General features: G+C 61.6%; 25 protein-coding genes and 3 pseudogenes. 14 read left to right on the top strand and 14 right to left on the bottom strand.

The window, feature by feature from the left end; translation table 11 throughout:
* Positions 1–85: 85 nt before the first annotated feature.
* From C7411_RS18625 to C7411_RS18610, 4 genes are all read right to left on the bottom strand, one after another.
* On the bottom strand, positions 86–742 hold the full coding sequence (locus C7411_RS18625) for an ankyrin repeat domain-containing protein (protein ID WP_110385677.1): 657 nt from the start codon (positions 740–742) through the stop codon (positions 86–88).
* A gap of 79 nt (positions 743–821) precedes the next feature.
* Positions 822–2,300, bottom strand: coding sequence for a catalase (locus tag C7411_RS18620; RefSeq protein WP_373682611.1), 1,479 nt, complete (start codon positions 2,298–2,300; stop codon positions 822–824).
* 663 nt (positions 2,301–2,963) lie between these two features.
* Entirely contained in the window at positions 2,964–3,401 is a 438-nt protein-coding gene (locus C7411_RS18615) for a group II intron maturase-specific domain-containing protein (protein WP_110385679.1), read from the bottom strand.
* Positions 3,402–3,432: 31 nt separating this feature from the next.
* Positions 3,433–3,774, bottom strand: a complete 342-nt coding sequence (locus tag C7411_RS18610) for a hypothetical protein (RefSeq protein ID WP_110385680.1) — start codon at positions 3,772–3,774, stop codon at positions 3,433–3,435.
* Between the two features lie 239 nt (positions 3,775–4,013).
* Here C7411_RS18610 and C7411_RS18605 point away from each other — a divergent pair, with 239 nt between their 5' ends.
* Entirely contained in the window at positions 4,014–4,448 is a 435-nt protein-coding gene (locus tag C7411_RS18605) for a tyrosine-type recombinase/integrase (RefSeq protein ID WP_110385681.1), read from the top strand.
* 213 nt (positions 4,449–4,661) lie between these two features.
* Here C7411_RS18605 and C7411_RS18600 read toward each other — a convergent pair whose 3' ends face one another.
* Positions 4,662–6,677: an FUSC family protein gene (locus C7411_RS18600; RefSeq protein ID WP_110385682.1), complete on the bottom strand. Its 2,016-nt coding sequence runs from the start codon at positions 6,675–6,677 to the stop codon at positions 4,662–4,664.
* Positions 6,678–6,821: 144 nt separating this feature from the next.
* Here C7411_RS18600 and C7411_RS18595 point away from each other — a divergent pair, with 144 nt between their 5' ends.
* Positions 6,822–7,724, top strand: coding sequence for a LysR family transcriptional regulator (locus C7411_RS18595; protein WP_110385683.1), 903 nt, complete (start codon positions 6,822–6,824; stop codon positions 7,722–7,724).
* Between the two features lie 87 nt (positions 7,725–7,811).
* On the opposite strand, the gene C7411_RS18590 is transcribed toward C7411_RS18595, so the two are convergent.
* The 3 genes and pseudogenes from C7411_RS18590 to C7411_RS18585 all read right to left on the bottom strand — a co-directional run bounded on the left by C7411_RS18590 (position 7,812) and on the right by C7411_RS18585 (position 9,076).
* Entirely contained in the window at positions 7,812–8,459 is a 648-nt protein-coding gene (locus C7411_RS18590; protein WP_341476964.1) for a LysR substrate-binding domain-containing protein, read from the bottom strand.
* A gap of 63 nt (positions 8,460–8,522) precedes the next feature.
* A pseudogene (locus tag C7411_RS38775) lies at positions 8,523–8,591 on the bottom strand (hypothetical protein); the annotation flags it as partial.
* Between the two features lie 221 nt (positions 8,592–8,812).
* Positions 8,813–9,076, bottom strand: a complete 264-nt coding sequence (locus tag C7411_RS18585) for a hypothetical protein (protein ID WP_110385685.1) — start codon at positions 9,074–9,076, stop codon at positions 8,813–8,815.
* A gap of 96 nt (positions 9,077–9,172) precedes the next feature.
* Between C7411_RS18585 and C7411_RS38280 the strand changes: the two genes are divergently transcribed.
* The 4 genes from C7411_RS38280 (at position 9,173) to C7411_RS18570 (ending at position 11,233) form a co-directional block, all read left to right on the top strand.
* Positions 9,173–9,409, top strand: a complete 237-nt coding sequence (locus C7411_RS38280) for a carboxymuconolactone decarboxylase family protein (protein WP_243413227.1) — start codon at positions 9,173–9,175, stop codon at positions 9,407–9,409.
* A gap of 3 nt (positions 9,410–9,412) precedes the next feature.
* On the top strand, positions 9,413–9,739 hold the full coding sequence (locus C7411_RS38275; RefSeq protein ID WP_243413226.1) for a carboxymuconolactone decarboxylase family protein: 327 nt from the start codon (positions 9,413–9,415) through the stop codon (positions 9,737–9,739).
* Between the two features lie 26 nt (positions 9,740–9,765).
* Positions 9,766–10,437 carry a peroxiredoxin-like family protein gene (locus tag C7411_RS18575; RefSeq protein WP_110385686.1) on the top strand — a complete coding sequence of 224 codons (672 nt, stop codon included), beginning with the start codon at positions 9,766–9,768 and terminating at the stop codon, positions 10,435–10,437.
* Between the two features lie 70 nt (positions 10,438–10,507).
* On the top strand, positions 10,508–11,233 hold the full coding sequence (locus C7411_RS18570; RefSeq protein WP_110385687.1) for an SDR family oxidoreductase: 726 nt from the start codon (positions 10,508–10,510) through the stop codon (positions 11,231–11,233).
* Here the strand turns inward: C7411_RS18570 and C7411_RS18565 are convergent.
* Together C7411_RS18565 and C7411_RS18560 are read right to left on the bottom strand one after the other, a co-directional pair.
* On the bottom strand, positions 11,222–12,145 hold the full coding sequence (locus tag C7411_RS18565) for a LysR family transcriptional regulator (RefSeq protein ID WP_110385688.1): 924 nt from the start codon (positions 12,143–12,145) through the stop codon (positions 11,222–11,224). The genes C7411_RS18570 and C7411_RS18565 overlap by 12 nt on opposite strands.
* A 132-nt stretch (positions 12,146–12,277) precedes the next feature.
* Entirely contained in the window at positions 12,278–12,514 is a 237-nt protein-coding gene (locus tag C7411_RS18560) for a hypothetical protein (RefSeq protein WP_110385689.1), read from the bottom strand.
* A 248-nt stretch (positions 12,515–12,762) separates the two neighbouring features.
* Here C7411_RS18560 and C7411_RS38980 point away from each other — a divergent pair.
* A pseudogene (locus C7411_RS38980) lies at positions 12,763–13,250 on the top strand (LysR family transcriptional regulator); the annotation flags it as partial.
* Positions 13,248–13,408: pseudogene (locus tag C7411_RS38975) on the top strand (ISNCY family transposase); the annotation flags it as partial. The pseudogenes C7411_RS38980 and C7411_RS38975, both read left to right, overlap by 3 nt.
* A 65-nt stretch (positions 13,409–13,473) precedes the next feature.
* On the opposite strand, the gene C7411_RS18550 reads toward C7411_RS38975, so the two are convergent.
* On the bottom strand, positions 13,474–14,217 hold the full coding sequence (locus C7411_RS18550; RefSeq protein WP_110385690.1) for an aspartate/glutamate racemase family protein: 744 nt from the start codon (positions 14,215–14,217) through the stop codon (positions 13,474–13,476).
* 12 nt (positions 14,218–14,229) lie between these two features.
* Entirely contained in the window at positions 14,230–14,958 is a 729-nt protein-coding gene (locus C7411_RS18545; RefSeq protein WP_110385691.1) for a GntR family transcriptional regulator, read from the bottom strand.
* Positions 14,959–15,304: 346 nt separating this feature from the next.
* Here C7411_RS18545 and C7411_RS18540 point away from each other — a divergent pair, with 346 nt between their 5' ends.
* From C7411_RS18540 to C7411_RS38265, 5 genes are read left to right on the top strand one after another with little or no spacing between them, the layout of a single operon-like run.
* Positions 15,305–16,345: an ABC transporter substrate-binding protein gene (locus tag C7411_RS18540; RefSeq protein WP_110385692.1), complete on the top strand. Its 1,041-nt coding sequence runs from the start codon at positions 15,305–15,307 to the stop codon at positions 16,343–16,345.
* 13 nt (positions 16,346–16,358) lie between these two features.
* Complete coding sequence (locus tag C7411_RS18535; protein ID WP_110385693.1) at positions 16,359–17,180, top strand: ABC transporter permease; 822 nt, start codon at positions 16,359–16,361, stop codon at positions 17,178–17,180.
* A gap of 3 nt (positions 17,181–17,183) precedes the next feature.
* Positions 17,184–17,954, top strand: coding sequence for an ABC transporter ATP-binding protein (locus C7411_RS18530; protein WP_110385694.1), 771 nt, complete (start codon positions 17,184–17,186; stop codon positions 17,952–17,954).
* Position 17,955: 1 nt separating this feature from the next.
* The gene (locus C7411_RS18525) at positions 17,956–18,936 is read left to right on the top strand and encodes an NAD-dependent epimerase/dehydratase family protein (RefSeq protein ID WP_110385695.1); all 981 of its coding nucleotides are present in this window, start codon (positions 17,956–17,958) and stop codon (positions 18,934–18,936) included.
* Between the two features lie 38 nt (positions 18,937–18,974).
* A complete protein-coding gene (locus C7411_RS38265) occupies positions 18,975–19,241 on the top strand; it encodes an SDR family NAD(P)-dependent oxidoreductase (protein ID WP_110385790.1) in 267 nt (88 codons plus the stop codon).
* Positions 19,242–19,336: 95 nt separating this feature from the next.
* Here C7411_RS38265 and C7411_RS18515 read toward each other — a convergent pair whose 3' ends face one another.
* Positions 19,337–19,762, bottom strand: coding sequence for a VOC family protein (locus C7411_RS18515; protein WP_110385696.1), 426 nt, complete (start codon positions 19,760–19,762; stop codon positions 19,337–19,339).
* 179 nt (positions 19,763–19,941) lie between these two features.
* Here C7411_RS18515 and C7411_RS18510 point away from each other — a divergent pair, with 179 nt between their 5' ends.
* On the top strand, positions 19,942–20,826 hold the full coding sequence (locus C7411_RS18510) for a LysR family transcriptional regulator (RefSeq protein ID WP_110385697.1): 885 nt from the start codon (positions 19,942–19,944) through the stop codon (positions 20,824–20,826).
* Between the two features lie 24 nt (positions 20,827–20,850).
* On the opposite strand, the gene C7411_RS18505 is transcribed toward C7411_RS18510, so the two are convergent.
* A complete protein-coding gene (locus C7411_RS18505; protein ID WP_110385698.1) occupies positions 20,851–21,672 on the bottom strand; it encodes a putative hydro-lyase in 822 nt (273 codons plus the stop codon).
* Between the last annotated feature and the right edge of the window lie 21 nt (positions 21,673–21,693).

Raw genomic sequence — 21,693 nt, 5'->3', positions numbered from 1 at the left:
CGCCGCGCTATGACGCTCGTCTTCGAGGTTAGCGATATCGCCTGAATTCCTGTGTGGATGCCACGATGTCGTCTCAGCATAAGTTTCAAGGGTGGTTGTAGAGCGCCTGACCTGGGACGTGTTGGGCTCCGACATTTTCCAAAGCGGCAACGGTCGCGGCGTTGCCTTGCTGGACTGCGATTTGCAACGCGGTCCGGCCGAGTGTGTCGACATGCTCTAGATGCGCCCCGCGGGCAACAAGTTGCGGCACCAGGTCGACGCGTCCGAACAAGGCAGCGAAGGAAAGTGCCGTTTCGCCAGCTTTGTTGGCCTCGTCGATCGGGCAGCGCGTTTTGATCAGACGTTCGGCCAGCACCGTATCGCCCTTGAAGATGACGCCCATCAGTGCGGTGTTGCCGTGCTGGTCGCCAATGCACGCATTGGCACCCGCGCGCAGCAGATACTCCAGCGCATCCGGCTGATGCCGGTATGCCGCGAGTATCACTGCAGTATAGCCATCGCGCGTGGTCGCGTCGATCGGATAGCCTGCAGCGACGAGCGCCTGCAGAATATCGACGCGTCCTACGCGCGCCGCATCGAACCATTCATCGTCGTAGCGGCGCAGGTCCGGATGCGCGCCCGAAGTCTCAGCCACGGGCAGCACGGGCATCGGCGTCGATGCGCAACCCGCCGCGGCAGCAGCTGCGAAGGCTAGTGCAGCGACGCAGAGCGCACGCATCAGAATGGGTCGGAACGGCTTCATTGTGTCGATCCTCCGCTTGAATATGCGGAACAATTCAAGGTGTCGGAGGCAATCGTGCTGCCTCCGCTTTCTCTTTCAATTAGTTATCCGAAAGATTTGACGCAAGCATTTTCACGCGTGACAAGTTCGCGTGCGTCGCACTCACGAGACGAGTGCCGTAGTCGGCATCGGCTTTGTAAAAGTACGAGAGCATCGTGTACTTGTTCGTGTCATTGGTCACGTGGTTTAGGTCGGCGGAAAGCGCCGTCACCAGATCCTGCTTGTCCTGATCGGACAGCGTGCGGTAGTACTCACCCGCCTGCTGGAAGTCGAACGTCTTGTGGATCGTCATCTGCTGAGTCGTGCCGGAAAGTGGCGTCTGCACGTACTTGTAGCGTGGGTCCTGCGGGATCTCGCCGAGAGTGGAGGGCTCATAGTTCACCTCTCCTTTGCGCTCGCCGAAATTCATCTTGCCGTCCTGGTTGTTGTTCACAACCGGCACACGCGGTCGATTGATAGGCAGGCTGTTGAAGTTCGCGCCGAGGCGATACATCTGCGTATCCGCGTACGCAAACATCCGGCCTTGCAGCATGCGGTCCTCGGACGGCTCGATGCCCGGTACCATGCGCGAAGGTGCAAACGCCGATTCCTCAGTGGTATCGAAGTAGTTATCCGGCACGCGGTTGAGCGTCATGGTGCCGATCTTGCGTTCGGGCACGTTGCTCCAGATCTTCGTGTCGTCGAGCGCATCATAGTCGAACTTGTTCAGATCCTGCGGATTCAGTACCTGAATATACAGGTCCCACTTCGGATCGTCACCCGTTCTCAGCGCGTGGTACAGATCGTTCGTCATCAGGTTCCAGTCGGCACCAATCGAATTGGGGATATCCTGCGGGCGAATACCATGCACGCCCTGCTCGCTCTTGAAGTGGAACTTCACATAGTGCACCTGGCCCTGCGCATTGACGAGCTTGAACGCGTGCACGCCAAAGCCGTCCATGTGGCGATACGAATCCGGCATGCCTTCGTCGGTGTACAGATGCGTGAGCATGTTCGTCGCTTCAGGCGTGTGCGCGAAGAAATCGAACGCGAGGTTCGCATCCTGCACGCCTGTCACGGCGCTCGGTTTGTTCGCATGGACGAAGTCCGGAAACTTGATCGCATCGCGGATAAAGAAAATCGGCCAGTTGATGCCCACGAGGTCCCAATTCCCTTGGGTCGTATAGAACTTGATTGCGAAGCCACGCGGGTCACGCGCCTGTTCCGGCGAGCCGCGATAGCCCATCACCGTCGAAAAGCGAACAAAAACTGGCGTTTTCGTGCCTGGCTTGAACACCTGAGCGATCGACAGGTCGCTGATATCTGCGGTGCTCACGAAGTCGCCGAAAGCGCCGGTGCCGCGCGCGTGCACAACACGCTCGGGAATGCGCTCGCGATCGAAACGCTGCAGTTTCTCGATCAGGTGCGAGTCTTGCAGCATATCTGGGCCTTCTGGTCCGGCGGTCTGCGAGTTCTCGTTGTCTCCAACCGGTGATCCGTTATCGCGCGTCATATCGGCCGCATAGGGTGACGACATCATTACGGCGCAGCCTGCGGCCACGAGACTCTTCGCGATTCGCTTCGCTTTTTCTGACATTTCGGTTGCTCTCCAGCGTAAATGTTTGACTACCTAAAACGCCGGTCAATTAAACGAAAAGGATCAGTTATCGTCCAATTGAAAATTGAAATTAACGTGATAGCCTCTCAAATATCCAAATTGACAGCGGATTATGGTGTTATGCGAACCGGATACATTTCACACGACCAAGCAACTGATTTATTTGCATATTCCCGTTATCACCTCGAATAATTCTTGAAAAATTATTTCAGAGCGAGAGTCGTTTACACAAACGACCTATAACAAACGGAATTCTGACAAATTAAATTTCGGATAAATTTGGAAAATAATGTCAATTTCGAATTTTTACTATATAATTTCGATTTGCCTACACTTCACGTATTTGATTGATGGGCATAGTCTGCCTGCCACGTCACGTCGCATGCCGAGATTTCTCACCTAGTCTTGTAGGGTCAAGAACTGGCGCGCGCACGTTAGACTCCGGTGGCAGTTTCACTGCTTTCGCAGTGGGCCTCAGTCCGGCTGCCCTGGCCACGTTTCCAGCTCCCGCCTCATCGAACGCAGCGGGCCGTTTTCCGGCACTACGCTCTCCTGTTTGCTTCATGTCAACGTTTACGGGACCTATCATGCCTGGGACGCTTTCGACGCTGTCTGGTAGCGAACCTTGTAGCCATTGAATAGCTTCAGTTCGCCATACAACCACCGCTTACTCCACGTCTTCCAGCCGAAGCCATGTTGTTGCCGGGATCGCTGCATGTGGCGCCTGATCTTCTTTTCCACCCAGTCTTTCACGAAGCTGAAGCACTCACTGGAATTTCCAATAGCGAAGTAGTTCGCCCAGCCACGTAGCACCGGGTTGATCAATTCGACAACCCGACCCACTGGCTGTGACTGATATCGCCTGAACACATCCTTGAGCTTTCGCAGTAACGCCGTTCGCTTCTTCAGCTTGGGCGTGCACTGCGGTCGCCCGGTCTCGGAGGTGAAACTACAGACGGCCGGAGTTCCTTCGAGACAGTAGCGGCGCCGAATCGATGCGTCAGAAAGCAGCCCGATCTTCACCGCAGGCGCAGACCACTCTCCATCAAATCGGTCAGAAAAGCCCGGCCTGCCTCACGTCCCGCACCGGCGGCAGCGACACCTTCGCGCGCCTGGCGCCGCGGCGACGCGCCAAACGACGCACATGGGCGACGAGCTCGGCCTTCACCCCGCCGATGATGAGGACCAGCGCATACAATCGTGTGCCGTCGGGGCCGGGCTCCGGGCGTACCCGCAGCGAGGCGCGCAGGGCGAGGCGCCGCGCCCGATCCATCAATTGGGCGCGGCTCATGCCCGGCCAGCAGGCGGCCATGAAGGCTGCGACGGACGGCGGGAGACTTTCGGGTGCGCAGTCGGCGGGCAGCGCGAGGGCAACGAGTTCGAGGCGGTCGGCCATGCGGGGAAACGTTCTTGTCTGGCTCGCGCCGGTCGGGCGCGCGTCGCCTCCATCCTGGCGGAAACCGGCCCGCGCCGCAACGCGCACGCCCGCATGGCCGGATGTCCCGATTCTCTCCGCACTGCGGAGAGAATCCTGCCGCGGCCGGCGCGCGCCCTCTGCTCCCGCCGTCTCCCGACGCTAAACCGCTGACGCGGTAGAGGAGGTACGCCAGGCCCAGCGATCTGCCCTGGCGAAGGATGTCGCGCAGCACCCTGGTGACCGCGGCGGCGGCGTTGCGGTTTCTGTACACCGTCACGCTCAGACGCCACGTCATTGTCGACAGCATCATCATGTCGAGCAAACCGGCCACACTGCCAGTGATCCTGGACCGCGAAGAGGTCTCCCGGTTCTTCGAAGCGATTCCCAGCCTGAAGTATCGTGCGGTCCTGATGGCAGCTTACGCCGGCGGCCTGCGGATTTCGGAAGTAACCCGCCTGAAGGTCGGCGACATAGACAGTCAGCGAGTGGTCATTCGCGTCCAGCAGGGCAAGGGCGGAGTCGACCGGTATGTCATGCTCTCACCGAGACTGCTCGAGATCCTGCGTGTTCACCCCCTCATCTGCTGCGTCAGCGACACATCAAACAAACGGACCTTCGATCTCGGGATCTTCTTCGCGGCGTCGCGCCAATAGGGACGACATGCGGGATGACGCGATGCTATCGGAGTGCAATACGCAGTTGGCCGCAGCCTTGACGCAGTACCGGGTCTGGTGCACGACGATGAGGACACGCGGTGCATGTTCCCAAAACATGCCTGCCCGCCTGGATCAAACGTGTGCTTCGACTGGTGCGGACGAATCGGTTGTCGTCTGGTATTACGATTCTCAGGAGAAAGGGCGCCTGCGTCACACTTCACTTTGGAGGAATTCAATATGTGCGCTGATCGCGTCCCTGATGCTTTCCAGCGTAACAACACCTGTCAGGAGCGGGTGTCCCACGGGGTCGTGAATTCTCATTTGCAGTCGGAGATGATGCGCTGCCGATTCGCATGATCTGGCGGCACGAGCGAATTGTCCACGCGCAAGTCGCTTGCGGATCACATCGACCGCCCGCCTGGTGGACTGGCCTTGGAGGTGCAGGGACGCCAGCTTGAGAACGCAGTCGCCGATCGTCCACGTCGCGAGCAGATTACCCAGATCATCTTCCGCAATTTTTCGTGACCGGGTGTCAGCAAGCGTAAGCGCGCGTGACATCCGGTCCGCGGTACGACTGAGCCACTCGCTTGCAGTCCACTTGTATGGTTCTCGCGCTATCCCTGTCAGATCCCGTCGAACCGCGCGATGCATTCTGCGACGGTTGGCCAACGGGTTATACGGAAAGACGAGCATGAAGACCATCGCACCGAATGAGATTGCGAGCAACGTTGAAAGCGCGCCATTCAGAAATGCCGCATCACCGATTCTGGAAGTGTTATTTAGCGCAGTGAAATTCCAGAAGAAGATCGAAAATGCACTGCCAATTGCTGCCGTGGATGGATAGCGCATGGCGACACCCGCCGTGATCGTGAAAACGGCTACAACGAGACACAGGGGGATGAAATCTGAAATTGCCGGGAATAGCGCGAAATTGCAAACCGCGGCAACGATTGCCGCCAGAGCTGAGCCCTTGAGGAAGCCAAGCGCCCCGTGTACCGAATTTGTTCGCGTGGAAAACAGGGCACACACGACGGCGACGGTCGCCACAAATGCGGCACCTGATGGCCAGGCGCTCAACATCCAGAAAGTCGACGCTGCGATCATCGCAATGAACGCTCGCAACCCGTTCTGTACCGCAAGAATGGCATCATTGTGGTAAGCGTAACGGACGATGAATCGGGGCGGAGACGGTTCGTCAATGAGCGCCTTGCGTTCACCCGCCTCCTTAAACGCCGTCAATAAAACGTGGATCCTGTCAAGAAGTAAAAGCCGCGACGTCACCGATGCAGATGACGATCTGGTCGCCGTTAGAAGAGCCTGTTCGATTCGATGAATAAGGGACTCGTACTCACTTGATGGGACATTCCGCTGCTCGATCATTGCAGCGGCTTCTTCAATCAGCGGCTCCGGGGAGTAAGGGTGACGTTTGCGGTGCTCCTCGATGGTTTGAGCTGCGGCACTGGCGGTCAGTACCGCGAGAGTAGCGGTGCGCAGATGGCCGGTAACCTGACGGGCTTCAGACGATTCACTTGAGGCATATTCTGCCGCGTTATCGAGGCCAAGAGCATCGGAAAACAGACGATGAACGGCGTCTCTTGTTGGCTCCCGTCGCAGTGTGCGTGTGGCAACGTCACCAGCCCGCCGGATATAGCTGAACAGTCTGGCGCGCAGATCGGGCAGAGCTGTATCGCGTACGAATATGGTTGTGAGCGCCGCCTCCGTGAGAATGCCCACTGCAATGTAAAGAAAGCGCGCAATGGCAATGTCGAAAGCCTGTCTGGGATCTGCGGCGGCCCCCATGGAGATGATTGCTGCCGTGTAGCCGGCCAGTACAGCAGCATACGCGCGAAAATTCCGCAGAAACGTTGCTGCACTGGTACATAAGCCCACCCACATGGCCAGTGCCAGCAGGAGGAGTTCGGGTGTCTGTGCAAAGGCCGAGATCAGGGCAAGGGCAACGACTGCTCCGATAGCGGTGCCGGAGATCCGGTACTGGCTTTTGGATATGCCCATTCCCCGACTGGCCTGCGCGACGATCCAGACGGTGGTCGCCGCCCATACGGGTTCGTCCAGATTCATCTCGAATGCGATGTAAAGCGCGATCAGGGAAGCGGCTGTTGTACGGACTGCGAAGGCGAAGGCGCCGGGAGCCGGCGCCGGGAATGCCACCTTGAGCCTGGTCAGTATGACCGTGAGCCTGCGCGTCAGGAGTATCAGGGGTTCCATGCCGCGATCATACGTTCGCGTAAACCCTGAGATAATCGTACGCCGGCGCGAGTGTTTGTTTTACTAGGTAGGATAATTGCGTGATACCCAGAATTATGGTGGAAAATAACTATAACTACGTATTTTCTGATGGAATTTACTCAAATGGACCTTGAAAGTATCCAGATATTTCTTCGGGTTGTCGAGCGCGGGAGTTTCACGGGCGCGGCTTCGCAGCTCGGATTAACGCTTAGCAGGACAAGCCGCAAGATAAAACTGCTTGAGGATGATTTGGGGGTGCAACTATTGCATCGAACCACCCGCCGGGTTTCGGTAACGGAGGCAGGGCACGATTTTTACGAACGTTGCCTGCGTGCGGAGGGCATCCTGCAGGAGGCCGAGCGCTCGGTCCGCGCCCTGAAGACTGAACCCGAGGGCACGCTGCGTATCCTGGTCCCGTATGCGATCGGGTTGATTGAGCTGGAGCCGCTGCTCGCCGAATTTCGAAGCCGGTACCCCAAGGTCCAACTCGTGCTGATCTATAACAATAGCCCCCTGGACCTGATTGAACACGGGATTGACGTTGCGTTGCGCACCGGACCACTGCCTGAGTCAGGGTATGTTGCACGTCCCCTTGGGTGGTCGCGCGCGAAGCTTGCCGCGAGTCCAGGGTACCTTGATCGGGCGGGAAGACCGTTGTCGCCACTAGATCTGACACGGCATGACATTCTGTTTGTTGGCAGGGAGATTCCTGGCCTGACGTTGCAACTGAGCAGTAGCGCCGGAGAGGCTGTCGAAATTCCGGTCAAGCCCGTATTGATCACGAATGAGTCGGTCACGGTTCTGCGTCAGGCAGTGAGTGGCGGCGGAATCGCGCTTGTCTCCACACACATCATGTCCGGTCGACTTTCAAATGATGAGCTGGAGATCGTGCTTCCGGACTGGCATCGAACACACGATCTCGAGCTTAATGCGTTGTATGCGCGTCGCGCGACGCTTGATCACAAGGTCCGCGTGTTTATCGACTTCCTGGGGGAGGTTTTCGCCGCGTGGCAAGTAATCTCCTGAGCACTGAAACGGTGTCGTGCTCGCAGTTCTGAAAGGAAGGGCCACGCCACGACGCAGGCGTAGTATTGGTTAGTGAACAGATTTTCGCTACAGTTCGGAGCATCGGAATTCCGACTCCAGCCACTGCATAAACAGCTCCACGGCACGCCGAGCGTTTGTGCGTTTAGCGCAGACAGCGTAGTACCGTTGACCATCGCGAAGCTCTTGGTCCCACAATTTCTTGAGCGCCCCCTCGGCCAACGAATCCGATGCCAATGTAAGCCGCGTCAGACAGAGCCCGACGCCACCTTTGGCCGCCTCGAGCATTGGCGCAGAATCGTTGAAGCGGATTACCGGGCTTGCCTCGAGATCAGGCGTCAGGTTCCCCCTTTCCTGCCGCTTCTGCCAGTAATCCCGTTCGATGTTTCTCAGCAGCAACCCCTCCTTGAGTGCGTCAGACGGCCTTATTTTTTCGTAGTGCTGAGCGAGATCGGGAGCGCAAACCGCACCGACGCTGTCGTCGCTGATCGCAAGCGTGCGATACCCATCCCATAAGCCACCTCCGAGTCGAATGGAGATATCCACCCCGGAAGACTCCAGGTCTGCAAAGTAACGGTGAACGTCAAGCCTGAGATCAATCCACGGATTCGACTTCACAAAGCCACCGATTCTCCTGCAAAGCACGCAGTCGGCAAAGCTTCGTGCTACGGAAACGACCAGCGTCTCCCTTCCAGCGCTGACCGATAGGTGCCGCACACCCGTCCCGAGCGTATCGAATGCTCGCTGGGAGTAGTCATACAGCAGATCGCCCTCCTGGGTGAATGACAGACCACGGGGACCACGTTTGAACAGCACGACACCCAGATGTTCCTCAAGCGCCTTCACCTGCCGACCCGACGCGCTCTAAGTCATGTGGAGTTCTTCGGCGGCCCGAAGGAAATTCATATGTTTCGCAACGGTATTGAACACCAGGAGCGCCTTGATAGAAGGCCGTGTTCGCAAAAGATCGGTATTCGCTGAGGTCATAGCTGCCGAATATTTTTCTCAATGGTGGCGACACGAAAAGTTCGTGACCATACGGCCATGTCCCCGATTTATATAGGGCCAGATTAAATCACGGAAGACCCAGGCGCGTTGGACCTTCGTACGACGGCGGATACCGTCCAGAGAGGCATGCACTTCGTTGGCGCTTCAGGCCTCCCGGCCTTCACGTCGCCGCCCAGGTCCTCGCTGCCGCGCATGCCGTAGAACGACGTGATCTGCCCACTGTTGAGCATGCCGACGGTCGACGACGGATCGCCGCTCGCCTTAACGTTTCCAATCGCGCTATCGAGCAGCCCGTAAAGCTGAAGCGCCTCCGGTCTGACCGCCATTCCACATGGTAATGGCTGTTATTGCTGCTGGCGACCTTCTCCAAAGGCGCACTCCGTCCGATCATTTGCTCACCGTAACTCAACTCCTTAACCGCGATGAGCATCTTCCTGAAACACACGATCGACGACGCGCCCGAAGCATCCAAAGCCCTTCTTGATGGCACGAAAAAAGCGTTCGGCTTCGTGCCCAACCTGCAGTCGTACATGGCCGAAGCGCCGGAACTGCTGGCCGGTTACTCGGCGCTGTGGGACCTGTTTTCGAAAAGCACGCTGACACCACACGAGCAGCAGGTCGTCTATCTGACCTCGAACTTCGAGAACGACTGCCATTAGTGCATGGCGGGCCACAGCACACTCGCGAAGATGATCCACATGGACGAAGGCGTGATTGCCGCACTGCGCGCCGGCACGCCGCTGCCCGATGCGAAGCTCGAAGCACTGCATCGCTTCACGACGCTCGTTGTCCGCGAGCGCGGATTCGTGCCGGACGTTGAGGTCGACGCGTTCTTCGCTGCCGGCTACACGCGCCGCAACGTGCTCGAAGTGATTTTTGGCGTCGCGACCAAGGTCATGAGCAACTACACAAACCACATCGTGCACTCGCCGTATGACGCGTTCATGCAGGGCAACGAGTGGACGAAGCCGCAGGCAGTTTCGGCATAACAGTAACGAACGACGGAGAAACCATCATGTCCCTGCAGCAAAAACTCGATGCATTCAAGGCGGACTTCAAGTCCGGCAAACCACCGTTCAATGCGCCGCCGGAGATCCACCCTGTCATGGAACGCGCCACGGCCGAACTTGTCGCGAGCGGCCAGGCGGGCCGCGCGATCAAGGCCGGAGACCGCGCGCCGCAATTCAGTCTGAACGATCAGAACGGCCGCCCGGTCTCGTCCGCGGACCTGCTCACGCAAGGACCGCTCGTCGTCACGTTCTATCGCGGCGTGTGGTGTCCGTACTGCAACATCGAGTTGCAGGCGCTGAACGAGGTGCTGCTGCAGATTCGTGCGCTGGGTGCGAACGTCGTCGCGATCTCGCCGCAGACGCCGGTCAACAGCCGCAAGTCGGTACGCGATAACAGCCTCAACTTTCTGGTACTGAGCGACGAAAAAGGCGAAACCGGCGCGGCGTTCGGCCTGCGTTTCACGCTGCCCGATTATCTGGTCGCGCTCTACCAGAAGCTGAATAACGACCTGCCCGCGTTCAACAACGATCCGTCGTGGACACTGCCGATGCCAGCGCGCTACGTGATCAGTCAGGACGGCGTCGCGCTGTACTCGGAGGTCAACCCCGACTACACGCATCGCCCTGATCCGGCCGACATGATCCCGGTGCTCGAGAAGGCCGCAGGCCGCGCTTGACACAACCCTCTCCCTTGTACCGCCCCGAGGCGACACACCAGGGCGGTGATTTTCTTGTGACACTCCGCAGATGACTCAACTCATTCAGCGTACCTTCCTGATCACCGGCGCGACCAAAGGCATTGGCCTCGCACTCAGCAAGCGGCTCGTGAGCGCCGGTCACCGGGTCGTCGGCCTCGCACGCAGCGATGCCGACTTCCCCGGCGAACTCGTGAGCGTCGATCTCAGCGACCGCGCTGCAACGGACGCCGTATTGCAGGAGCTGACGCGCCGCTTCGCCTTCGACGGCGTCGTCAACAACGTCGGTCTCGTGAAGCCGCAGCGCATCGGCCATGTCGACCTCGGTTCGCTGGACGACGTGTTCGCGGTCAATCTGCATCCGGCCGTGCAGACCGTGCAGGCGTTGCTGCCCGGCATGCGTTCGCGCCGCCGGGGCCGCGTCGTCAACATCTCCAGCCTGACGATTCTCGGCATGACCGGGCGCACCGCCTATGCGGCCGCGAAGGCGGCGCTCGTCAGCTTCGCGCGTTCGTGGGCGCTGGAACTCGCGGATACCGGCATCACGGTCAACGCGGTCGCGCCGGGACCGACCGAAACCGAACTGTTCCGCGCGAACAACCAGCCCGGCAGCGAAAGCGAACGGCGTTACCTCTCCGCCGTGCTGGTGGGTCGCTTTGTCAAACCCGACGAGATCGCGGCGACCATCGCGTTCCTGCTCTCGGACGACGCGGGCTTCATGACCGGACAGACGCTGTACGTGGACGGTGGCGCATCAATTGGCAAGCTAGGCTTCTGATGCGAGCCCCGGCGCAGCGGCGCCCGCCGTTGCACCTAATACTTCCTCGACGAACGCAACGAACGCGCGCGCCTTCGACGTCGGCATGCGTCCGGCCGGAAAAACCGCCCACAGATCGACGGGCGGCAAGCTCCAATCCGTGAGCACCGCCTGCACGGTGCCGTCGCCTAGTTCGGGCGAGAACATCCATTCCGACGCGATCGCGAGGCCCAGGTGACCGAGTACGGCCGTGCGCATACCTTCGGCAGCGCTCACGCGCACACGGCCGGACACCACGACGGCGACTTCGGTGCTGTTCTGGCTGAACGCCCACGATTCCCCGCCGCCGCGTAGCGAGTAGACGATGGCCTGATGATGGCTCAGTTCGGCCGGCGTGCCGGGCACGCCCGTCTGCGCGAAATAATCCGGTGTACCCACCACGAGACGGCGACTCTGCGAGATATGGCGTGCGGCCATCGATGAATCGTCGAGGGAGCCCATTCTCAGCGCGACGTCCACGCCCTCCTCGAGCAGGTCGATCGAGCGGTCGTCGAGGATGACATCGAGTTCGAGCTTCGGGTGGCGGTCGAGAAAAATCTTGAGCGCGGGCAGCACGTGCAGCCGGGAAAATGTCACTGCAGCGCTGACGCGCAGACGGCCCGACAAACCCGCGGACGATTCATGCACGGCCTGTTCCGCATGGTCGGCCTCCTCGATCGAGAGGCGCGCATGTTCGTAAAAGCGCTGTCCGGCGTCCGTCGGCGTCAGACCACGCGTCGAACGCAACAGCAGCCGCGCGCCCAGATGATCTTCAAGCTGCGCGACGGATTTCGATACCGCGGGCTGCCCTAGTGCCAGACGCCGCGCAGCGGCCGAGAACGACCCCGCCTCGACTACCGCGACGAACGTTTCCATTGCTGCCATCCGGTCCATGCAATCCCCTGCTCCGTTCTGTTGTTCGACGGGCGGCCCGACGACGCGAAAGAGAAAACAACCGTACCGGCAATCGTGCACGGTACGGCCGACGCGGAACACTCGCTGGCAACCGGGCGCAACCCACTGCAATCAGACCGTCTCCGGTTGATGGAAACCGTAGTCGGTATAGCCTCGCGCGTTGCCACCGTAGAACGTTGTCCGGTCGTAGCGATTCAGCGGTGCGCCCGAGCACAGCCGTTCCGGTGGGTCGGGGTTCGAGATGAACAGCCGCCCCAAAGCGACAAGATCGACGCCGCCCGCGTCGACGGCCGGCCGCGCACTTTCCGCAGTGAACCCGCCGGCTGCGACGATTGCGCCAGTGTACATGCGGCGGATATCGGCGATCGAAACGGCGGATGCGGCGGCCTAGGTATCCTCGTTGCCGCGAATCAAAGGCATCCGACGTCACCGCGTCACCTGACCGCCTACGCCGAACTGCGAGGTCGTGCCGGTCCCGGGCCCCTGGCGACATTCACCAGCATGTTCGTCGCCAGATCCGGGCTTTCGAACCCGCAAGATGGTTTGCTGATTGCTCCACTCATGCCGTCCATTCCGCCGCAGCCCCGCTTCAGCCGATGAACTTCGATCTCTCCGACCTTCGCGCCTTCGTCGCTTCCGCCGATCCCGGTAGTGTCCGCGCCGCCGCAGACACGCTCAACCTGTCGCCATTGGCGCTGTCGCGACGCGTCGAAAAACTCGAAGACGCGCTCGGCGTGCGGCTGTTCGAGCGCCCCACGCGCAAGATGGAACTGACCGTCGCGGGCCGCTCGTTCGTCGAAAAAGCGCGCCACGTGCTGAGCGAACCCGAAAGTTGCTGTTCGGCTTGGAGGACCTCGGCCATCGCATGTCCGGCCTCGTGGCGATCGCGTGCGTGCCATCAGCGGTCAGCTTCTTTCTGCCAGGCACGGTGCGCACGTATCACGAGCTGTATCCGGGCCTCCGCGTGCGCCTGATCGACGAAACGTCGTCGGTGGTGTTTCTCGCGGTCGCGCGCGGCGAGGCCGATTTCGGGCTCACCTGCCCCGGCACCCAGGAACCCGACATCGAGTTCACGCCGATCCTTTTCCGCAACACGGCGGCGGCCCGCATGACGCACTCCGGCCGGGCGATGTACGGCTGAACATCGACACGTTCTGCGCGAATTTGAGCCCAGGCAAGGAAAGTGCGGAGCATGCACACCTGACACCGCAGGACCGCCTGGCCAAGGAACCGAGGCGTCGACCGCGCCATCCGCAATGACGGTGTAAACGCCGACGTTGCTGCGCCATCCGCAGGGCATTTCTGCATTATCTGGCCAGCAGCCGCCCGATCCCACTCTCCGGCAAGCCCACACGCGGCTTGGCCGGCGGCTTCGCGAAGCTGCCGGCCGTCGGCTGGATCGGTTTCAGTCTGGCGAGCGTCTCCGCCTGGCACACCGCGCTCGACACACCATCGACAACCGGTACCGACAGTTCGCCCGCCACGCCGCGTGCGAGCCCCGCGAGCGGCGCGCCCGCGAGAATCAACACGTCCGCGCCGTCCTGTTCGACCGCCTCCCGGCTCAGTTCGACGAGACGCGCGCCGTGATCCTGCTGCACCGTCGACGGATCGCGCAGCGGGCGGTCCAGATGGCGGATGCCCGCGAGCCGGCCGAGCATGCCGTAGCGATCGACGCATTCGCGATACCACGCGGTGATGCGCCGCGAAATCGCGATAATACCGATGCGCTGGCCCATCTGCCCGGCCGTCATCAAGGCGGCCTCGGTCATGCCGACCACCGGCACGTCGAGCACCTCGCGCAGTTCCAGCAGCCCCGGATCGCCGAATGCGGCCACCATCAGCGCGTCGTAGCGGCCATACCGCTCGCCCGCGATGGTCGCGGCAGCATACGCGCCGAGCAGCGCCTCGAAACGCGTCTCGATGTACGCGACCCCGCTCGCCGCGGTCGCCATTTCGATATGCGTGTCGGCGTGCGCGACGCGACATGCTTCCGCTTCGATCAGCGTGGTGACACCGGGCGTGATGTTCGGATTGACGATCAGCAGGTTCATGGCGTTCACTGATTAGCCGAAGATCGCGGACAGATCGACTTCCGCGTCTTCGGGCAGCGACAGATCCAGCGTCGCTTCGATATGGTCGAGATGACCGACGGCCGCGGCGATCGCCGCGTCCAGATCACCCTTCTGCATCAGTTCGATGATTTCGGTGTGTTCGTGATTCGGACACGCGGGTACGTTCGGCGAGTCGAACAGCAGGATGATGAGACACGTCAGCGACGCGAGTTCGCGCATCAGCCTCGTGAGCGGCGGGCTCGCCACCATCTCGGCGATCAGCAGATGAAATTCTCCCGATAGCCGGATCACCGCGTGCTTGTCGCCTTTGTCGCGCGCCGCACGTTCTTTCGCGACGTGAGCGTGCAGTCGGCGGAAATCGTCGGGATTGGCGCGAACGACCAGCGTGCGGATCAGCGCCGGCTCCAGGATGCGCCGCGCCTCGAAAATGTGCCGCGCGTCCTGCACCGAAGGACTCGCGACGAACGCGCCGCGGTTCGGAATGGTCGTGACGATGCCTTCATGCGTGAGCCGCGCGAGCACCTTGCGGATGCGCGTGCGATTGGTCTTGAACACGCTGGCGAGCTTTTCTTCGACAAGCCTGGTTCCCGGAACTAGCCGGTGCTCCATGACGGCGGTCAGGATCCGCTCGTAAATCGGATCGGCGTGATCGTCGACGCCGAGGATCTGGCGGGTGCTGCGCGTTTTACGCGCGCGCGAAGTCTCTTTCTCGGTCAACACGCTCGATGTCCTTGCCAACCTCAGTTTGTACCAATGCAATTCTAGATTGTCACAAAACAAAATGGAATTGTCCGAATCCGCACCAACGACGTTCGCGAGCACCGTCGCGGCGCGGCGTCGCTTGGCCGGCGCACAAGATGAGTGCCGGGAGCGGCCGCGCTCGCCATCCGGCCCGGTGGGCTGAGGCTCGGCCACCTGCGGCCTGCTACGCTGCGAAGCGCCCCGGCATCGGCGCTCATGCGTTCACAAGCCGGAACCGTGCCTGCCGGAACCGAGCTATTGGCACAGCAGTTGCTTTTTTTTGTCACAAACTCAAATCATTTTGTGACAATACGGAGCCTCTTCGATGCGATTTGTCCGCCCGTCTCTCGCCGCTCTGAAGCGCGCCGCCCGCGCGCTCGTCGCGCCCCTCATGGTGGCCGCCGCGCTCGCGCCGGCCGCCGGTCACGCCAAGGATGCCGAACCCGTCAATCTAGGCTATGCGAAGTGCGCGCACTGCACGCCATTGTCGCTGACGCCGCAATACGCCACGGGCGTCAAGCTCTCGGCGATCTCCTTCAACACCGGCAATGACGTGCTGACCGCGCTGCTGTCCAAGAGCATCGACGTCGCGCAGGTCACCTATCTGCACTACGTGACTGCGCTCGACAAGGGCTTCAAGGTGGTCGCGATCTCCGGCCAGATCAACGGCGGCTCGCAGATCCTGATCGCCAACAATCTGCCGGTGCAACCGGGCGACTGGGACGGCCTGAAAAAGCTGATCATGCAGTACAAGAAGGACGGCAAGCCGTTCCGCGTCGCCGCTTCGCGCGGCAACGCGCAGGACATTCACATGCGCGGCGCGTTCCTCACGCACGGCATCGACATCAACAAGGACGTGCAGTTCGTCAACATCCCGAACCCGTCCGATCACGTGCAGGCGCTGCGTCGCGGCGAGGTCGAACTGATCACGTCGGTCGAGCCGTTCGCCACGCAGATCCGCGACGTGAAGGCGGCGAAGTTCTTCGCATTGCCGTACGACCAGGCGGCCGGCAAGCTGACCAACCTGATCGTCACGCGGCCGGATGTGATCGAGGACAACCCGCAGGGCGTGCTCGAAACGGTGCGCGCGATCGTCAAGGTCGACGATCTGATGGCGTCGAACAAGCCACTATTCATCGACACGATCCAGAAGGTGACGGGCCTCGACAAAACCATCGCCGCGGGTGCCGTCGACAATCTCGATCCGGACTACAGGATGTATCGCACGTCGGCGGTCGCGATCGCGAAGATGATGCACGACCTGAAGTACGTGAACTCGGACGTCAGCGACGCGGTTCAGAAGAATCTCGACTACAGCTTCCTCGAGAAGGTGACTGGCAAGCCGAAGACGCAGCTCGGCTACTGATCGGGAATCCACAATGGCGTCCCTGTCCTCGTCACGTCTTTACCGGCGCATTGAGCGCGGCATCGTGCCGGTGCTGCTGCTCGCCGGCTGGGAGGCGTTCTCGCGCTCGGGCATCCTGCCGGCGGCGCTGCTGCCCGCGCCGTCGCAGGTGCTGATCGCGTGGGCCGACTGGATCTTCTCCACCGACGGCAACACGCAGACCTATTCCGGCCACTGGCTGTTCGACATCGCCGCGAGTTCCGGCCGCGTGTTCGCGGGCTTCGGCATCGCCACGGTGCTGGGGGTGGCGATCGGCATGGCGATCGGCTGGTCGCGCGCGATCGAATCGCTGGTCGAGCCGACCTTGCAGACGTTGCGCCCGATTCCGCCGGTGTCGTGGATCCCGCTCGCGATCATCTGGTTCGGCATCGCCAACAAACCGGCGATTTTCCTCGTGTTCATGGGCTCGTTCTTTCCGGTGCTGCTGTCCACCATCCACGGTGTCAAGACCTGTGACCGCAATCTGCTGCGCGCCGGCGCGATGACCGGCGGCACGCCGAAGATGCTGTTGCGGCACATCGTGTTTCCGGCCGCGCTGCCGAGCATCTTCTCCGGCCTGCGCATCGCGATCGGTTCGGCGTGGATGCTGACCGTGACCGCCGAGATGGTCGCGGTGAAAAGCGGCGTCGGTTACGTGCTGTGGGATTCGTATTACTTCCTGCGCTACGACATCGTGATCGCGTCGATGGTCAGCATCGGGCTGCTCGGCTACGTCAGCGACTGGGCGATCAAGCAGGCCGCCGCGCGCATGCTGCGCTGGCAGCGCGGTTCCACTCTGCAGGCACGGGAAGGTTAGACAATGGCACTCATCACCATCGACGGCGTGTCGCGCACGTTCGAAGACAGCAAGCGCAAGCAGACCGTGATCGCGCTCGACAACGTGAGCCTGAAAGTCGAGCGCAACGAATTCCTGTGCCTGCTCGGCCCGAGCGGCTGTGGCAAGTCGACCCTGCTGAACATGATCGCCGGCTTCGACAAGCCGTCGGCGGGCACCGTCAGCGTCGGCGGATCGGTGGTCACGCAGCCGGGCGCCGATCGCGGCGTCGTGTTCCAGCAGGCCAATCTGATGCCGTGGCTACCGGTCTGGGAAAACGTCGCGTTCCATCTGAAGATGCGCGGCATCGCGAAAGCAGAACGGCGTGAGCGCGCGCAACGCTACATCGCGATGGTCGGGCTGAAGGGCTTCGAGAATCACTTTCCGAGCGAACTCTCCGGCGGCATGAACCAGCGCGTGGGCATCGCCCGGGCGTTGCTGATGAATCCCGAAGTGATCCTGATGGACGAGCCGTTCGGCGCGCTCGACGAGCAGACGAAGATGGACATGCACACCGAACTGATCCGCATCTGGCGCGAGAGCCGCAGCACGATCGTGTTCGTCACGCACGGCATCGACGAATCGCTCGCGCTTGGCACGCACGTCGCGGTGATGTCGGCACGGCCGGGGCGCATCCGCGAACTGATCCCGATCGATCTCGAGCGTCCGCGCGACCCGACCGGCGCCGCCTTCAACGACTACAAGCGCCACATCCTGGCGCTGCTGCGCCCGGAAACGGTGACGGAGACCGCCTGACATGACGGTGCTCGTCACTGGCAGCAGCGGTTTCGTCGGGCTCGCGCTCGCCGAGCATCTGCTCGCGCGCGGCGGCACCGTCATCGGCTTCGACCTCCATGCGCCGCGCGAGTCCGCCCGCCGCGCGTTCGCCGCGCTGCCGGGCCGCATCGTGCCGCTGACCGGCGACGTGCGCGACGCCGACGCGCTCGAAGCGGCGATGCGCGCGCACCGGCCGTCCCAACTCGTCACGCTCGCGGCGATCACCGCCGACGCAGCGCGCGAGCACGCGATGCCGCAGACGATCTTCGAAGTCAACGTGGGCGGCGTGCTGGCCGCGCTGCACGCCGCGTCGCGCAGCGGCGGCATCGGCCGCGTGGTGCACGTCAGCTCGGGCTCGGTGTACGGCGCGAGCGGCCGCGACCCTGCGCGCCGGCTCCTTGAGGACAGGACGCCGCTCGCGCCAGAAGGCCTCTACGGCATCTCCAAGCGAGCCGCCGAAGACGCGTCCCGGCGGCTCGCCGCGCTGCACGGCATGGCGCTGACGATCGGCCGGCTCGGCACCTGTTTCGGTCCGTGGGAAGCGGACAGCGGCGTGCGCGACACACTGAGCGCGCCCTTGCAGGTGCTCGAACGCGCGCGCCGCGGCGAAACCGCGATCCTGCCGCGTGCGCACCGCCGCGACTGGCTGTACGTGCGCGACGCCGTCGCGGCGATCGTCGCCCTGCTCGATACGCCGACGCTCGCGCACGACCTTTACAACCTCGCTGCCGGTTGCGCGTGGAGCGTCGCCGACTGGTGCGAGCGGCTCGCCGCGCGCGATCCGCGTTTCACGTGGCGCATCGCGTCGCCGGACGACACGCCGAACATCGACTACTACGCCCCGTACGATCGCGCGCCAATGGACATCGCGCGCCTCGTCGCCGATACGTTCTTCGTGCCACGCTTCGATCTCGCGCGCGCCGAAGCCGATTTCCACCGCTGGCTCGATGACCCGACATGACGACGACGCCCGCTCCCTACCCTGCCGCGAGCCTCGCGATGGACGTCAAGGTCTGCATCGTGACCGGCGCCGCATCCGGCATCGGCCGCGCGATCGCGCGCCAGCTCGCGGCCGACGGCGCGCGCGTGGTGATCGCCGACGTGACCGAGGCGGTGATCGAAGGCGGCGAGCCGACCGCGACGCTAATTGAGCGCGACGACGGCCACGCGCACGCGATTGCCACCGACTTTTTCACAGTCGCTTTCTTTGTTGTCGCCGCCCGCTTCTTTGAGGCAGCCGCCCCAGCCACGACTTTGCCGGACTGAGGCGACTTGCGGCTTTCTGCGATGCAGCGGGGAGTCCGGACCGTGTGGCAAAGCCCAAGGCTCGACTCGAACGTGCTCCCCCAGCAAAACAGAGACTACTTGGCGAACAGCTGGCTCATATCCTTGAACGCTTTGAATTCAAGGGCATTACCGCACGGATCGAGCAGGAACATGGTGGCCTGTTCGCCAACTTCGCCCTTGAAGCGGATGTACGGATCGATAACGAACTTCGTGCCGAAACCTTTGAGACGCTCGGCCAGCGCTTCCCACTCTTCCCACTTCAACACGATGCCGAAATGCGGAACCGGCACATCGTGACCATCGACAGGATTACTGTTCAGCTTTTCCGGACCCGGCGTCCTGGGTTGCTCGTGAATCACCAGTTGATGACCGTAAAAGTCGAAATCGACCCATTGCGTGCTGGAACGGCCCTCAGCCAGACCGAACACTTCGCCATAAAAATGGCGGGCTTTCGGAAGGTCGTAAACAGGAATAGCGAGGTGAAAGGGGGAGAGACTCATTATTAACTCCGAGCGCAGACGCTGCTTTGAAGTGGTGAAAATGCTTTTTACGGGATGATAAACCGACGCAGCGCCATCGTTGGACCAAGCCATCCCCGCATCGACGAGATCATTCTAAAAAAGCAGACTGAAAAATAAAATCAATATATATTAATGTATTCCTCAAACAGAATTTATGAATGATTCGCGAACTGAAGACGCTCATTGCTGTGGCCCGCGAAGGCACGTTTGCCGCGGCGGGAAACCGCATCGGACTGACCCAGGCTGCCGTCAGCGCACAGATACAGCGGCTGGAGGCTGAACTCGGTTTTGCGCTGTTCGATCGCAACGGACGCTCCGCACAACTCAACAAGAACGGCGAGCGCATCCTGGCCCAGGCTCAGGAAGTCCTGCGTCTTTACGCGGAGCTTGGCACACCACCGTCCGGAGCCTCGGCGCAAGTGCTGGTGACGATCGGCGCGATCGCATCGTTGCAGCGTTCGCTGTTGCCGGACGCGCTGGCGCGCTTCCACAGGGAGCGCCCTGACTGCCGGACCCGCGTGATTCCGGGGCTGTCGATGGAACTCGTCAATCGGGTCGACACGGGTGAACTCGACATGGCAGCCGTGATCCGCCCGCCGTTTTCCCTGCAAAGCGACCTGCGCTGGACCACGCTCGCGCTCGAGCCCTTCCGTCTGCTCGTGCCACGCGAGGTGCGGGAAGACGACTGGCGGAAAATCATCGCGACGCGGCCGTTTATCCGCTATGACCGCACGTCGTTCGGCGGGCGTCAGGTGGACCGTTTCTTGCGCGCCATGCACTTCTCGCCGCGCGAAGTCTGCGAAGTGGATGAACTCGACGCGATCGTGCGCCTCGTCGCCAACCGGCTGGGCGTGGCGCTGGTGCCGGAAGTCGCGACGCATCGGCGCTGGCCGGCTGCCGTGCGCGCGATCGACCTTGGCGATCACACCTTCCATCGCGATGTCGGGCTCGTGCAGCGTGCCCGCGGCGCGATGAGCGAGCCGGCGCAACTGCTCTCGCGCTTTCTGACCCTGGCCGCGGGCATCGCGACGGACGAAATCTGACTCTTCCATGGCTGGCCGTCGCTTTCAGATGAGCCGCAGGTCTTCCGTCAACTGGTCGCAAAGCAGCATGTAACCGGGCGCATGCGTGATGCAGATGGGCGGCCGCGCCGACATCACGGCTGCTTGCGGCGTCACACCGCAGCCCCAGAACACGGGCACTTCACCCGCTTCGATTACTGTTGGTTCGCCTTCATCGGGCGTATTCACATCCGCGATACCGATCGCCGAAGGATCGCCGATATGCACGGGCGCGCCATGTGCGCCCGGCAGCTTTGCGCAGATTTCAGTCGCGATGGCCGCCTGCTCCGGCGAGTAAGGCCGCATCGACACGATCATCGGCCCGCTGAAAGCGCCCACCGGCTGCGTCATCAGCGATGTGCGGTACATGGGCACAACCTTCTCTTCATCGACATGCCGCACGGCGAGTCCCGCCTGTTGCAGCGCAAATTCGAACGACAGCGAACAGCCGATCACAAAGCCCACAAAGTCGTCTTGCCACAGATTGGAAATGTCAGTGACTTCTCGCTCCAGCACGCCGACCTTCCAGACGCGATAACGCGGCAGATCGGTGCGCAGGTCGATATCGTCGCCGAGCATCGGTACCAGGCTGCTACCCGGTTCCGTCATGCCGATCAGTGGACACGGCGTGGTGTTGGCCCGACAGTAGCGTTTGAAATCGTCTGCCCAGTCGCGCGGCAGCACGACCAGATTTCCCTGTCCGTAGCCCGGTGCCATACCGCTCGTGTTGCCACTATAGCCAGCGCGAATGCGCAAGCGGTCCTCGCGCGCGGTACGTGGCGCGACGTGTTGATTCCGGGCGCCATCGGCCAGCACGGCGTTGTCCATTTGCGGATCTCCTGTCGTGTT

This window comes from Paraburkholderia silvatlantica, from assembly GCF_003096715.1.
Lineage (GTDB): Bacteria > Pseudomonadota > Gammaproteobacteria > Burkholderiales > Burkholderiaceae > Paraburkholderia > Paraburkholderia silvatlantica.
The sequence above is the reverse complement of the archived record's forward strand: the minus strand, read 5'-3'. Positions and strand labels throughout refer to the sequence as shown.

What these genes read in the sequence shown, in the direction of transcription:
- C7411_RS18625 (WP_110385677.1), bottom strand. Translation starts at nt 742, where the DNA reads ATGAAGCCGTTCCGACCCATTCTGATGCGTGCGCTCTGCGTCGCTGCA.
- C7411_RS18620 (WP_373682611.1), bottom strand. Translation starts at nt 2,300, where the DNA reads ATGATGTCGTCACCCTATGCGGCCGATATGACGCGCGATAACGGATCA.
- C7411_RS18610 (WP_110385680.1), bottom strand. Translation starts at nt 3,774, where the DNA reads ATGGCCGACCGCCTCGAACTCGTTGCCCTCGCGCTGCCCGCCGACTGC.
- C7411_RS18605 (WP_110385681.1), top strand. Translation starts at nt 4,014, where the DNA reads ATGTCGCGCAGCACCCTGGTGACCGCGGCGGCGGCGTTGCGGTTTCTG.
- C7411_RS18600 (WP_110385682.1), bottom strand. Translation starts at nt 6,677, where the DNA reads ATGGAACCCCTGATACTCCTGACGCGCAGGCTCACGGTCATACTGACC.
- C7411_RS18595 (WP_110385683.1), top strand. Translation starts at nt 6,822, where the DNA reads ATGGACCTTGAAAGTATCCAGATATTTCTTCGGGTTGTCGAGCGCGGG.
- C7411_RS18585 (WP_110385685.1), bottom strand. Translation starts at nt 9,076, where the DNA reads ATGGCGGTCAGACCGGAGGCGCTTCAGCTTTACGGGCTGCTCGATAGC.
- C7411_RS38280 (WP_243413227.1), top strand. Translation starts at nt 9,173, where the DNA reads ATGAGCATCTTCCTGAAACACACGATCGACGACGCGCCCGAAGCATCC.
- C7411_RS38275 (WP_243413226.1), top strand. Translation starts at nt 9,413, where the DNA reads ATGGCGGGCCACAGCACACTCGCGAAGATGATCCACATGGACGAAGGC.
- C7411_RS18575 (WP_110385686.1), top strand. Translation starts at nt 9,766, where the DNA reads ATGTCCCTGCAGCAAAAACTCGATGCATTCAAGGCGGACTTCAAGTCC.
- C7411_RS18570 (WP_110385687.1), top strand. Translation starts at nt 10,508, where the DNA reads ATGACTCAACTCATTCAGCGTACCTTCCTGATCACCGGCGCGACCAAA.
- C7411_RS18565 (WP_110385688.1), bottom strand. Translation starts at nt 12,145, where the DNA reads ATGGACCGGATGGCAGCAATGGAAACGTTCGTCGCGGTAGTCGAGGCG.
- C7411_RS18560 (WP_110385689.1), bottom strand. Translation starts at nt 12,514, where the DNA reads ATGTACACTGGCGCAATCGTCGCAGCCGGCGGGTTCACTGCGGAAAGT.
- C7411_RS18550 (WP_110385690.1), bottom strand. Translation starts at nt 14,217, where the DNA reads ATGAACCTGCTGATCGTCAATCCGAACATCACGCCCGGTGTCACCACG.
- C7411_RS18540 (WP_110385692.1), top strand. Translation starts at nt 15,305, where the DNA reads ATGCGATTTGTCCGCCCGTCTCTCGCCGCTCTGAAGCGCGCCGCCCGC.
- C7411_RS18535 (WP_110385693.1), top strand. Translation starts at nt 16,359, where the DNA reads ATGGCGTCCCTGTCCTCGTCACGTCTTTACCGGCGCATTGAGCGCGGC.
- C7411_RS18530 (WP_110385694.1), top strand. Translation starts at nt 17,184, where the DNA reads ATGGCACTCATCACCATCGACGGCGTGTCGCGCACGTTCGAAGACAGC.
- C7411_RS18525 (WP_110385695.1), top strand. Translation starts at nt 17,956, where the DNA reads ATGACGGTGCTCGTCACTGGCAGCAGCGGTTTCGTCGGGCTCGCGCTC.
- C7411_RS38265 (WP_110385790.1), top strand. Translation starts at nt 18,975, where the DNA reads ATGGACGTCAAGGTCTGCATCGTGACCGGCGCCGCATCCGGCATCGGC.
- C7411_RS18515 (WP_110385696.1), bottom strand. Translation starts at nt 19,762, where the DNA reads ATGAGTCTCTCCCCCTTTCACCTCGCTATTCCTGTTTACGACCTTCCG.
- C7411_RS18510 (WP_110385697.1), top strand. Translation starts at nt 19,942, where the DNA reads ATGATTCGCGAACTGAAGACGCTCATTGCTGTGGCCCGCGAAGGCACG.
- C7411_RS18505 (WP_110385698.1), bottom strand. Translation starts at nt 21,672, where the DNA reads ATGGACAACGCCGTGCTGGCCGATGGCGCCCGGAATCAACACGTCGCG.